This is a genomic window from Nocardioides nanhaiensis, assembly GCF_039542785.1.
Classification (GTDB): Bacteria; Actinomycetota; Actinomycetes; order Propionibacteriales; family Nocardioidaceae; genus Nocardioides; species Nocardioides nanhaiensis.
Genome location: NZ_BAABIM010000004.1, coordinates 151319 through 163655, shown reverse-complemented (window position 1 = coordinate 163655; position 12337 = coordinate 151319). Strand labels below are relative to the sequence as shown.

Sequence of the window (12337 nt, the reverse complement as noted above, 5' to 3'; positions counted from 1 at the left end):
GAGACCCCCCGTTGCGCGCTCACCCGCCCCGCCAGCCCCGGACCGGGCTCCGTCCGCGCCGTGACGCGCGCCGTCCGGCCCGCCCCGCCCGGCCCCGCCGCGGCTCGCTGCGCGGTTCGCCGGCGCTCCGCCTCAAGGTGGGCTTCCTGCTGATCGCCATGGTGCTCTCGGTGTTCATGGCACGCCTGGTGCAGCTGCAGGGCCTCGACCCGCAGGACTACGCGCAGATGGCGGCCGCGGAGGGCCAGGTCACGGTCGTGCTGCCCGCCGACCGCGGCGAGATCCTCGACCGCAACGGTGAGCCGCTGGCTGACGCCGTCGACGGCCTGATGGTGGTGGCCAACCCGCAGCTGACGGCGCCGACCGCGCCCGCGCTGGCCAAGTTCCTCTCGATCCGGCTGGGCGCCGACTACTTCCGCACCCTCGACCGGCTGCGCCGTGACGACACGATGTTCCAGTACATCGCCCGCCAGGTGCCCGCCGCGACGGCCACCGCCGTCGTCGACGCCGCCGAGGCGCGCGGCTTCGACGGTCTGGAGACCCGTGCCGACCCCGCCCGCAGCTACCCCGCGGGCGACGTCGCCGCCAACCTGGTGGGCTTCCTCGGCACCCCCACCAAGTCGGGTGCGGCCAAGCCCCTGGCCGGCTTCGAGGACACCTTCGACCGCTACCTCGGAGGGCGTGACGGCGAGGCCACCTACCAGGCCGCGAGCGGCACCCGGATCCCGCTCGGCGACTCCACGATCACCGAGGCCGTCGACGGCAACGACCTGGTCACCACCATCGACCGCGACCTGCAGTGGTACGCCCAGCGGGTGCTGGCCCAGACGGTGCGGCAGTACGGCGCCGAGTCGGCGTTCGCCGTCGTCATGGACAGCCGCACAGGCGAGGTGCTGGCGCTGCCCGACGTGCCCACCTACGACGCCGCCCACCCGCTGGAGTCGCCCGAGGAGCTGTTCCAGTCCGCCGCGATGACCGAGGTGTACGAGCCCGGCTCGGTACAGAAGGTGCTGACCCTCGGCGCGCTCGTCGACGCCGGCCGGGTCACCCCGCGCACGCGGATCACGGTGCCGCCGGTGCTGATGCGCCAGGACAGCCCGATCGGCGACTGGTTCGACCACGGCACCATCCGCCTGACGTTGGCCGGGGTGCTGGCCAAGTCCTCCAACATCGGCACGGTCAAGGCCACCGACCTCTTCCGCGAGGGCGAGATGCGCGCCTACCTGCAGCGCTTCGGCCTCGGCGAGCGCACCGACGTCGGTGTGCTCGGCGAGGCGGCCGGCATCCTGCCGTCGGGGAGCATGTGGACCAGCCAGACCGAGGACCGCGTCGCCTTCGGCCAGTCGGTGTCGGTCAACGCGCTGCAGATGGCCGCCGCGGTCAACACCATCGCCAACGGCGGCGTCCGGGTCGACCCCAGCCTCGTGGAGGGCCGCGCCACCACCGACGACGGCCAGGAGGTGGGCACCGAGACCGCGACGCGGCGCGAGGTGCTGAGCCCCCAGGCAGCGCGGCAGACCGCGCTGATGATGGAGCGCGTGCTCGACCCCGAGGACGGCGTCGCGCCCGGCGCCGCGGTGCCCGGCTACCGCGTGGCGGGCAAGACCGGCACGGCGCAGCGCGTGAGCACCGAGTGCCAGTGCTACGACGGCTCCACCACCGTCTCCTTCGCCGGGTTCGCCCCCGCCGACGAGCCGCGGTTCACCGTCTACGTGGTGGTGCAGAACCCCCGCGACGGCGGCGGCGGCTCGGTCGCCGGACCGGCCTTCGCCAAGCTCATGGGCTTCGCCCTGCGTCGCTACCAGGTGCCCCCCACGGGCACCGAGCCCTCGCGGCTCCCCGTGGAGTGGTGACCCCCGCGATAGTCCATGATCGTCCGGTGCCTCGTCCCAGCCAGCCCCCTGCCACCCGGCTGAGCGACCTCGCCCGGTGGGCGGGGGAGCACCTCACCCCGCTCACGGAGCGGCTCGGCAGCGACCCGGAGATCACCGGCGTCACGCTCAGCACCCGGCGGGTGCGGGCCGGCGACCTGTACGCGGCGCTGCCCGGCGCGCGGGCCCACGGTGCGGACTTCGCGGACGACGCCGTGGCCCAGGGCGCCGTCGCCGTGCTGACCGACCCCGACGGCGCCGGTCGCGTCGACGCCGAGGTGCCGCTGCTCGTCGTCGAGGAGCCGCGCGGTGTGCTGGGCCGGCTCTCGGCCCACGTGTACGGGGAGCCAGCCGCCGCCATGACCACCGTCGGCGTCACGGGCACGCAGGGCAAGACCACCACCACCCGGCTGCTCGAGGCCGCGCTGACGCAGACCGGGCACCGCGCCGCCGTCGTCGGCACCGTCGGTACCCGGGTGGCCGGCGAGGACATCGCGACCTCCCTCACCACCCCGGAGGCCCCCGACCTGCACGGCCTGCTGGGCCTGATGCGCGAGCGCGAGGTGGCGCTGTGCGCCATGGAGGTCTCCAGCCACGCCCTGGTGCTCGGCCGCGTCGACGGTGTGGTGTTCGACGTCGCCGTGTTCCTCAACCTCGGACGCGACCACCTGGACTTCCACGCCGACGTGGAGGAGTACTACCGCGCCAAGGCCTCGCTGTTCACCCCCGAGCGCTGCCGGCGGGCGCTGGTGAACCTCGACGACGAGCACGGGCGGCGCCTGGCCGGCGAGGTCCGCGCGCTCGGCCTGCCCCTGACGACGTTCTCCGCCGAGGGCCGGGACGCCGACTGGCGGGCGCTCGACCTGGAGCCCGGACCCCGGGGCACCTCGTTCCGGGTGCGAGGACCGGAGGACGTGGACCTGCGGGCGCTGGTGAGGCTCCCCGGCGCGTTCAACGTCTCCAACGCCCTGGCCGCGCTCGCCGCCGGCGTCACCGCGGGCGTCGACGCCCACGACCTCGTGCGCGGTCTCGCGACGAGCGAGGTGCCTGGCCGGCTCGAGCTCGCCGGGCGCGGCGAGGGGTTCGAGGTGCTAGTCGACTACGCGCACAAGCCCGACGCCGTCGAGGCGGTGCTGACGACGCTGCGGGCCGTGACGCCCGGCCGGGTGGTCGTGGTGCTGGGTGCCGGTGGCGACCGCGACCGCGGCAAGCGCCCCATCATGGGCGAGATCGCCGCCCGGCTGGCCGACGTCGTCGTCGTCACCGACGACAACCCGCGCACCGAGGACCCCGCGACCATCAGGGCGGCCGTGCTCGAGGGCGCCCGCGGGGTCGAGGGCGGCGCCGAGGTGCGCGAGGTCGGTGACCGGCGCGCCGCCGTGCACGAGGCGGTCGCGCTCGCCCGGCCCGGTGACGTGGTGCTGGTGGCCGGCAAGGGTCACGAGACGGGACAGGAGGTCGACGGCGTGGTGCACCCCTTCGACGACCGCGAGGTGGCGCGCCAGGCGCTCGACGGGCTCGGGGCGGCCGGGGGTTCGCTGTGATCCCGCTGCGGCTCGAGGAGCTCGCCGCCGTCGTCGGGGGTCAGGTGCACACCGGGTCCGGTGACGCCGGGCTGGTCGTCGACGCCGAGGCCTACCTCGACAGCCGGAACCCCGTGCCCGGCGGACTGTTCGTCGCCGTCGTGGGGGAGCGGGTCGACGGTCACGACTACGCCGACGGCGCGCACGCCGTGCTCGGCAGCCGACCCACGCAGGCCCCCACCGTGGTGGTGACCGACCCCGTGGTGGCGCTCGGACGCCTGGCGCGCCACGTCGTGGACCGGCTGCCGGCCACCGTGCTCGCGATGACCGGCTCGCAGGGCAAGACCGGGACCAAGGACTTCCTGGCGCACGTGCTCGCCGAGGACGACGCGCGGGACAACGAGGGCCAGGGGGTGGTGGCCACCGCCGGCAACCTCAACAACGAGCTCGGTGTGCCGCTCACCGTCCTGCGCGCCACCCCCGCCACCCGCCACCTGGTGGTCGAGATGGGCGCCCGCGGGATCGGCCACATCGGCTACCTGTGCGAGCTGGCGGCGCCGAGCATCGCCGCGGTGCTCAACGTGGGCACCGCCCACATCGGCGAGTTCGGCAGCCGCGAGGCGATCGCCGCCGCCAAGGGCGAGATCGTCGAGGCGCTGCCCGCCGAGGGCACCGCGGTGCTCAACGCCGACGACGACCTGGTGGCCGCGATGGCGCCACGCACCGCGGCCCGGGTCGCCACCTTCGGCGAGCGCGGCGACGTCACCTGGCGCGAGCTCGAGCTCGACGACCTCGGCCGCGCCTCCTTCCTGCTCGGCGAGGCCGGCGCGGGGGAGCGGTGGCACCCGGTGCGGCTGCGCGCCAGCGGTGCCCACCAGGTCGCCAACGCCGCGGCCGCGGCCACCCTCGCGCGTGCCGCCGGCCTCGGGCTGGAGCAGGTGGCGCACGCGCTCTCGGGCGCCGAGCCCGCCTCGCGGTGGCGCATGGAGCTGCACGAGCGCGCCGACGGGCTGCTCGTCGTCAACGACGCCTACAACGCCAACCCCGCCTCCATGCGCTCGGCGCTGGCCACGCTCGGCGAGATCGGGCGGCGGCGAGGCCGCCGCACCGTGGCTGTGCTCGGCGTGATGCGCGAGCTGGGCGGCGACCACGACGCCGGGCACCACGAGGTCGGCGAGGTGGTGGCCGCGAGCGGCGTCGACGTGCTGGTGGTGGTGGGCGAGGAGGCCCGCGGCATCGCCGAGGGCGCCCGCGCGGCCGGCGGCTGGGCCGGTGAGGCGATCCTCACGGCGAGCCGGGACGACGCCACGGCCTGGGTGCGCGAGAATGCGCTGGGCTCTGACGTCGTCCTGGTCAAGGCCTCGCGGGGCGCCGAGCTCGACCGCCTCGCGGACGCGCTGATCACCACGCCCCACGACCCGCCCACCGACCTGCCGGAAGGAGACGCCCCCACGCCATGAGAGCGATCCTCTTCGGCGGCGGCATCTCGCTGCTCATCTCGCTGCTGGGCACCCGGTCGGCCATCACGCTGTTCACCCGCTGGGGCTACGGGCAGGAGATCCGCGACGACGGCCCCACCAGCCACCACACCAAGCGCGGCACGCCCACCATGGGCGGCGTCGTCATCATCATCGCCTCGGTGGTCGGCTACTTCGCGGCCAAGGTCATCACCTGGACCCCACCCTCGGCCTCGGCGCTCCTGCTGCTCCTGGTCTTCGTCGGCATGGGCCTGGTGGGCTTCCTCGACGACTTCATCAAGATCTACAAGCAGCGCAGCCTGGGCCTGCGCAGCAAGGCCAAGATGGTCGGCCAGACGCTCGTGGCCGTCGTGTTCGGCTGGCTGGCGCTCTCGCCGTGGCTGGAGGACGAGAACGGCCGCACGCCGGCCTCGGAGAAGGTCTCGTTCCTGCGCGAGATCGACTGGCTGGTGCTGCCCACGATCCTGGCGCTGCTGCTGATCTGGCTGATCGTCACGGCCACCAGCAACGCGGTCAACCTCGCCGACGGGCTCGACGGCCTGGCCACCGGTGCCAGCGTGATGGTCTTCGGCGCCTACACGCTGGTCAACATCTGGCAGAACAACCAGTTCTGCCAGGAGGACCCGAGCGCCTCCTGCTACAACGTGCGCGACCCGCTCGACCTGGCGATCATCGCCGCGGCCATCACCGGCGCCTGCTTCGGCTTCCTGTGGTGGAACGCCTCGCCGGCCCAGATCTTCATGGGCGACACCGGCTCGCTGGCGCTGGGTGGCGCGCTCGCCGGCTTCGCGATCCTCACCCGCACCGAGCTGCTGCTGATCATCCTCGGCGGCATCTTCGTGCTCGAGACCGTCTCGGTGATGCTGCAGGTCACCTGGTTCAAGACCACCAAGCGCCTCACGGGCACCGGCAGACGCATCTTCCGGATCGCCCCCATCCACCACCACTTCGAGATGATCGGCTGGGAGCAGGTCACCGTCGTGATCCGCTTCTGGATCATCACCGGCCTCTTCGTCGCCACCGGCCTCGGCGTCTTCTACGCCGAGTGGGTGGCGCGGCTGTGACGCCGACCGAGGTCGGCGCGCTCGACCGCCACGCTCGCTGGGAGGGCGTGCGCGCCCTGGTGCTCGGCTTCGGCGCCTCCGGGTTCGCCGCCGCCGACAACCTCACCCACCTGGGCGCCACCGTCACCGCGGTGGCCGACGCCGCCACGCCGGAGCAGCTGGAGAAGGCCGAGCTGCTGGAGATCCTCGGTGCCCGGGTACGCCTGCACGAGGGTGCGACGGCCACCCTGCCCGAGGGGATCGACGTCGTCGTCACCTCGCCGGGCTTCCGCCCCGACAGCCCGCTGCTCACCCAGGCCGCCGCCCGCGGGGTCCCGGTCTGGGGCGAGGTCGAGCTGGCCTGGCGCCTGCGCGACCCCGGGCCCGACGGGCCACCGGCCCCCTGGCTCGTGGTCACCGGCACCAACGGCAAGACCACGACGGTGCGGATGCTCGACGCGATCCTGCGCGCCGACGGCCGCCGCAGCATCGCCGTCGGCAACGTGGGGCTGCCCGTCGTCGAGGCGGTCATGGACCCCGCCCCCTACGACGTGCTCGCCGTCGAGCTCTCCAGCTTCCAGCTGCACTACACCGACTCGCTGTCGGCCGAGTCCGCCGCGGTGCTCAACCTCGCCGAGGACCACCTGGACTGGTACGGGGGCTCCTTCGACGCCTACGCCGCCGACAAGGGCCGGGCCTACCACGCCGTGCACCGCGCCTGCGTCTACAACGTCGCCGACCCGGTCACCGAGCAGCTGGTGCGCGACGCCGACGTCGTCGAGGGCGCCCGTGCGGTGGGCTTCACGCTCGGCACGCCCGGCGTCGGCATGGTGGGGCTGGTCGAGGACATCCTGGTCGACCGTGCCTTCATCGAGCAGCGCCAGAGCAGCGCCGCCGAGCTGGTGACGGTGGGGGAGCTCTACAGCCCCGCCCCGCACTTCGTCGCCAACGCGCTGGCGGCCGCGGCGCTGGCCCGGGCCCACGGCGTCAGCCAGGCTGCGGTGCGCGACGGGCTGCGCGGGTTCACGCCCGACGCCCACCGGATCGCCGTCGTCGCGCAGGCCGAGGGCATCACCTGGGTCGACGACTCCAAGGCCACCAACCCCCACGCCGCGCTCTCCTCGCTCTCCGCCTACGAGTCGGTCGTCTGGATCGCCGGCGGCCTGGCCAAGGGCGCGCGCTTCGAGGACCTCGTGGCCACGGCGCGCGAGCGGCTGCGCGGGGTCGTGCTGCTGGGTCGCGACCACGAGGTCGTGGCGCAGGCGCTCTCGCGACACGCGCCCGATGTGCCCGTGATCCTCGTGGAGGCCCGCGAGGATGGGGGCGTAGTCGATGTGCCCGACCTGATGACCCGGGTCGTCGAGGCGGCCGCGCGGATGGCCGCCCCCGGCGACACGGTGCTCCTCGCGCCGGGGTGTGCCTCCATGGACCAGTTCACCGACTACGCCCACCGCGGCGAGGCGTTCGCCGCGGCGGTGCAGCAGCGGCACTGAGCAGGTCCGGTCAGCACCGGACGGCACTGGACAGGGACGGAGGACCGGGCGAGATGACCCTCGTGGCCCCTCCCGGCACCGGGACGACGAGCACGCAGACGCCTGCGCGCGACCGGATCCCCTCACGCTGGCGAACCAGCACCTACACCGCGGCGTTGCGCCACGCGCTCGAGCGCCCGCTGACCAGCTACTACCTGCTGCTCGGCGCCGCCGCCCTGCTGCTCGTGATCGGGCTGATCATGGTGCTCAGCAGCTCCAGCGTGTACGCCTACGAGCGCATCGGCGACTCCTACGCCATCGTCAAGCGCCAGCTGCTGTGGGTCGCCCTCGCGCTGCCCGCCGCCTTCATCGCCAGCCGTGTCACCGAGCGCTGGGTGCGCCGGCTGGCCTACCCGGCGTTCTCGGTCTCCCTGGTGCTGCTGCTGCTCACCTCGCTGATCGGCGTGGAACGCAACGGCAACACCAACTGGCTCGCTGTGGGTCCCGTCGAGATCCAGCCGTCGGAGATCGCAAAGCTCTCGCTGGTCATCTGGGCCGGCCACATCTACGCCAACAAGGACCGTCGCCTGGGCAACCTGCACCAGCTGATGGTGCCGGTGGTGCCCGGCATGCTGCTCGCGATCGGGCTGGTGGTCGCCGGCCGCGACCTCGGCACGGCCCTGGTGCTGTTCGCGATCCTCGTCGGCATGCTCTGGGTGGTCGGGGCACCGCTGCGCCTGTTCGCGCTGGTCACCTCGGTCGTCGGCGTCGCCTTCTTCGCCATGGCCACCACCGACAGCGAGCGGCTCGGACGCATCACCGGCTTCCTCGACCCCTTCCAGGACTACACCGGCACCGGCTGGCAGCCCGCCCACGGCCTCTACGCGATCTCCAGCGGCGGCCTGTTCGGCGAGGGCATCGGCGCCAGCCAGCAGAAGTGGGGCACGCTGCCCGAGGCCCACACCGACTACATCTTCGCGGTGCTCGGCGAGGAGCTCGGCCTGGCCGGCACCCTGCTCGTGGTCGGCCTCTTCCTCACCATCGCCTACGCCGCGCTGCGCGTCGCCCGCACCACCGCCAACCCCTTCGTGCGCTACACCACCTTCGGCATCGTGGTGTGGCTGCTGGGTCAGATGATCGTCAACGTGGGCATGGTCCTGGCCCTGCTGCCGGTCATCGGGATCCCGCTGCCCCTGGTCTCCTACGGCGGATCCAGCCTGCTGCCCACGATGGCGGCCCTCGGGCTGCTGGTCGGCTTCGCCCGACGTGAGCCGGCGGCCGCTCGCGCCCTCGCGGCACGCAAGCGGTCCCGGTCCGGCGGGGTGGCCGGCGGTCGGGTCGGGCGCCGATGAGGGTCCTGCTCGCCGGTGGGGGCACCGCGGGGCACACCTCGCCGCTGCTCGCCACGGCCGACGCGCTGCGCCGGCTGCACCCCGACGTCGAGATCACCTGCCTCGGCACGCCCCGCGGGCTCGAGAACACCGTCGTGCCCGCTGCCGGCTACGCCCTCGAGCTGGTGCCGCCCGTGCCGCTGCCCCGCCGCCCCGGGGCCGACCTGGCCAAGGTCCCCGCCCGGCTGCGCGACGCCGTCCGCCAGACCCACGCGGTGCTCGAGCGGGTGCGGCCCGACGTCGTCGTCGGCTACGGCGGCTACGTCTCGATGCCCGCCTACCTCGCCGCGCGCCGTCGTCGCCTCCCGGTGGTGGTGCACGAGCAGAACGCCCTGCCCGGACTGGCCAACAAGGCCGGGGCCCGCATCGCGCGCCGCGTCGCCGTCAGCTTCCCCGACACGCCGCTGCCGCACGCGGAGTACGTCGGCCTGCCCATCCGCACGATGATCTCGGGCCTCGACCGCGCCGCACGCCGCGCCGAGGCGCGCGCGTTCTTCGGGCTCGACCCTGAGCGGCCCACGGTCCTCGTCACCGGCGGGTCGCAGGGCGCCCGGCGTCTCAACCAGGCCGTCAGCTCGGCAGCCGCGGCGTTCGCCGCCGCCGGGGTGCAGGTGCTCCACGCGCAGGGCAAGCACGGCGGTGCCGAGCCGGTGCTGCGCGAGGGGGCGGCCGGCGGCACGGGCAGCGGTGCGCCCTACGTGGTGCTCGACTACATCGACCGGATGGACCTCGCCTACGCCGCGGCCGACCTCGCCGTGTGCCGGGCCGGTGCCTCCAGCGTCACCGAGGCCGCCGCCGTCGGGCTGCCGGCGGTGTTCGTGCCGCTGGCCATCGGCAACGGAGAGCAGGCCCGCAACGCCCGTCCCGTCGTCGAGGCGGGGGGCGGGCTGCTCGTCCCCGACGCCGAGCTCACCACCGAGCTGGTGGTGGCGCAGGTGGTCCCGCTGGCCGCCGATGCCGAGCGGCTGCGGGCCATGGGCGCCGCCGCCGCCGGGCTGATCCCGCGCGACGCCGACGAGCGGCTCGCCCGCATCGTCGCCGAGGTCGCAGGGGTGAGCACCGCGTGAGGGTGCCCGTCCCCGACGTCATCGTCCCCGCCGAGCAGCTGGGGCGCGTGCACCTGGTGGGCATCGGCGGTGCCGGGCTCTCCGGCATCGCACGGCTGATGCTGGGTCGCGGCGTGCCCGTGAGCGGCTGCGACGGCGCCGACTCTGCCACCCTCGCCTCGCTGCGCGCCGCGGGCGCCGAGGTGCACCTGGGGCACGACGCCGCCCACGTCCAGCACGCCGACACGCTGGTGGTCTCCACCGCGGTCTCCGAGGAGAACCCCGACTACACCGCCGCGGTCGAGGCCGGGCGCACCGTGCTGCCGCGCTCGGCGGCCCTGGCCTCGCTGATGCCCGGCCGTCGCGTCGTCGCCGTCGCGGGCACGCACGGCAAGACCACCACCACCTCGTTGCTCACCGTCGCGCTGCAGGCCGCGGGCGCCGACCCCACCTACGCCATCGGCGGCGACCTCGCGGCCACTGGTGTCAACGCCGCGGTGGGCGCCGGACCCGACTTCGTCGTCGAGGCCGACGAGAGCGACGGCGCGTTCCTCGTCTACGACTGCCACGCCGCGATCGTCACCAACGTCGACGCCGACCACCTCGACCAGTGGGGCACCCCCGAGGCCTACGCCGCGGCCTTCGAGGAGTTCGCCGACGGCCTCGACCCCGACGGCTTCCTGGTCTGCTGCGTCGACGACGCCGGCGCCGCGGCCCTGGCCGAGCGCCAGCGCGCCGCCGGCCGCCGCGTGGTCACGGTCTCCGCCCGCCCCGGCGTGAGTGCCGACCTCGGCCCCGAGGCGCTGGAGGGCACCACGCTGTGGGCACCGGGGGCGCACTACCTGGCCGACGCGCTGGCGGCGCTGGCCGCGGGCGAGGCGCTGGGCCACCCCCGCGCCGACCTGCTGCGAGGTCTGGGCGCCTACACCGGCACGCGTCGCCGGATGGAGCTCAAGGGCGAGGCCGACGGCGTGCGCGTCTACGACAGCTACGCGCACCACCCCTCCGAGATCCGCGGCGACCTGGAGGCGGCGCGCGCGCTGGCGGGGGAGGGGCGGCTGCTGGTCGTCTTCCAGCCCCACCTGGTCTCGCGCACCCGCATCTTCGGCGTCGCGATGGGCGAGGAGCTCGCCGCCGCCGACGAGGTCGTGGTGCTCGACGTCTACCTCGCCCGTGAGGTCGCGGATCCCGCCGTCACCGGTGCGCTCGTGGCCGGCGCGGCCCGCGCTCGGCTCGACGCCGCCAGGGATGACGCCGGGGGGGAGCGGGTGCGCTTCGAGCCCGACCTGGCCGCGGCGCCGGCGGTCGTCGCCGACCGGGCACGACCCGGCGACCTGGTGCTGACCCTCGGTGCCGGCAGCGTCACCGAGGTCGGCCCGCACGTGCTCAGGCTGTTGGAGGCCCGATGACGCTCCTGGACCGCGACCGCGCCCGAGCTCCCCGCAAGCCCGCCCGCAAACCTGCCGGCCGGACGGCGACGACCGGCACGGCCCGCAGCCGGCGGCGGTTCGCGCGGCGTCAGTGGGCGCGCCGCTGGTTGACCTGGCGCTACGTGGTGGCCGTGCTGGTGCTGGTGCTCCTGGTGGGCGGTGGCGTCTACGCCGTCTACTTCTCGCCCTGGCTGCGCGCCGAGCAGGTCGACGTCGCCGGCACCGGCGACCTGACCTCGGAGCAGGTGCTCGCCGCCGCGCGCGTCCCGCTCGGGGAGCAGCTGGCCGTCGTGGACCTCGAGGCCGTCGAGGTCCGGGTGCGCTCGCTCGCGGCGGTGCGCGACGTCGAGGTGCGGCGCGAGTGGCCGCACACGGTCGCGGTCACGATCACCGAGCGCGAGCCGGTGGCGGTCATCTCGGTGGGCACCGAGCTGCGCTCCCTCGACGCCGAGGGCGTCATCTTCGGCTCCTACGACCGCCCCCCGGGCGACCTGCCCCGCGTCGAGAGCGCCTCGGGCACCAGCGGCGACGCCCGGCGCGAGGCCGCCACCGTGGCCGCCTCCCTCGAGCCGGGGCTCCTCGCGATGGTCGACCACCTGGAGGTGGAGAGCATCGACCAGATCAGCCTCGTGCTGCGCGACGAGCGTGTCGTGCGGTGGGGGAGCAGCGAGCGCTCCGACCTCAAGGCCGAGGTGCTCGCCGACCTGCTCAGCCGGCCCGGGCCGGTCTACGACGTCAGCGTCCCCGGCGCCCCGGTCACCTCGCCGCGCTGAGCCCGCGGGTTGTCAGCGGGTCGGTGTCATCGGGTTGGTGTGGCCCGCGCCGCGTAGCCGTCCGACTCTCGCCGTCGAATTGCTCCGCTGCGCTCCGCCCGCTCCGCGGTCGGCTTCGCCGATCCAAGACCTGCGAGCCTTGCATTCGAGCCGGACGGCTCGGGGCGGCACGTAGGGGTAGCGGCTCCGCCGCCGCCCCAGCGCCGGTCGTGCTACCGGCGCGGGCACACCCACCACGGGACAGTCACCACAGTGACCCCACTGCCGGCAGGCCGCCCCGGCGTGTCTGCGCGATCCCGGCGCGGCGCGA

Annotated in this window: 9 protein-coding genes; all 9 read left to right on the top strand. The window is 74.6% G+C overall.

The features are described from left to right. Positions 1–11: 11 nt before the first annotated feature. Genes ABD948_RS17830 through ABD948_RS17790 form a run of 9 tightly spaced genes read left to right on the top strand, consistent with a single transcriptional unit; the run spans position 12 to position 12027 of the window. Positions 12–1853, top strand: a complete 1842-nt coding sequence (locus ABD948_RS17830; RefSeq protein ID WP_345268363.1) for a peptidoglycan D,D-transpeptidase FtsI family protein — start codon at positions 12–14, stop codon at positions 1851–1853. A 26-nt stretch (positions 1854–1879) separates the two neighbouring features. Further along, positions 1880–3415: a UDP-N-acetylmuramoyl-L-alanyl-D-glutamate--2,6-diaminopimelate ligase gene (locus ABD948_RS17825; RefSeq protein ID WP_345268361.1), complete on the top strand. Its 1536-nt coding sequence runs from the start codon at positions 1880–1882 to the stop codon at positions 3413–3415. Further along, a complete protein-coding gene (locus tag ABD948_RS17820; RefSeq protein ID WP_345268359.1) occupies positions 3412–4854 on the top strand; it encodes a UDP-N-acetylmuramoyl-tripeptide--D-alanyl-D-alanine ligase in 1443 nt (480 codons plus the stop codon). The genes ABD948_RS17825 and ABD948_RS17820 overlap by 4 nt, the downstream gene beginning before the upstream one ends. Further along, on the top strand, positions 4851–5936 hold the full coding sequence (gene mraY, locus ABD948_RS17815; RefSeq protein WP_345268357.1) for a phospho-N-acetylmuramoyl-pentapeptide-transferase: 1086 nt from the start codon (positions 4851–4853) through the stop codon (positions 5934–5936). Before ABD948_RS17820 ends, mraY begins: the two co-directional genes overlap by 4 nt. Beyond that, positions 5918–7408 (top strand): UDP-N-acetylmuramoyl-L-alanine--D-glutamate ligase, encoded by a 1491-nt coding sequence (murD, locus tag ABD948_RS17810; RefSeq protein WP_345268355.1) that lies wholly within the window; start codon positions 5918–5920, stop codon positions 7406–7408. Before mraY ends, murD begins: the two co-directional genes overlap by 19 nt. A gap of 53 nt (positions 7409–7461) precedes the next feature. Next, positions 7462–8739 carry a putative lipid II flippase FtsW gene (gene ftsW, locus ABD948_RS17805; protein ID WP_345268353.1) on the top strand — a complete coding sequence of 426 codons (1278 nt, stop codon included), beginning with the start codon at positions 7462–7464 and terminating at the stop codon, positions 8737–8739. Then, positions 8736–9845: an undecaprenyldiphospho-muramoylpentapeptide beta-N-acetylglucosaminyltransferase gene (gene murG, locus ABD948_RS17800; protein ID WP_345268351.1), complete on the top strand. Its 1110-nt coding sequence runs from the start codon at positions 8736–8738 to the stop codon at positions 9843–9845. The genes ftsW and murG overlap by 4 nt, the downstream gene beginning before the upstream one ends. After that, the gene (murC, locus tag ABD948_RS17795; RefSeq protein ID WP_345268349.1) at positions 9842–11233 is read left to right on the top strand and encodes a UDP-N-acetylmuramate--L-alanine ligase; all 1392 of its coding nucleotides are present in this window, start codon (positions 9842–9844) and stop codon (positions 11231–11233) included. Before murG ends, murC begins: the two co-directional genes overlap by 4 nt. Beyond that, on the top strand, positions 11230–12027 hold the full coding sequence (locus tag ABD948_RS17790; RefSeq protein WP_345268346.1) for a cell division protein FtsQ/DivIB: 798 nt from the start codon (positions 11230–11232) through the stop codon (positions 12025–12027). The genes murC and ABD948_RS17790 overlap by 4 nt, the downstream gene beginning before the upstream one ends. The last annotated feature ends 310 nt before the right edge of the window (positions 12028–12337 follow it).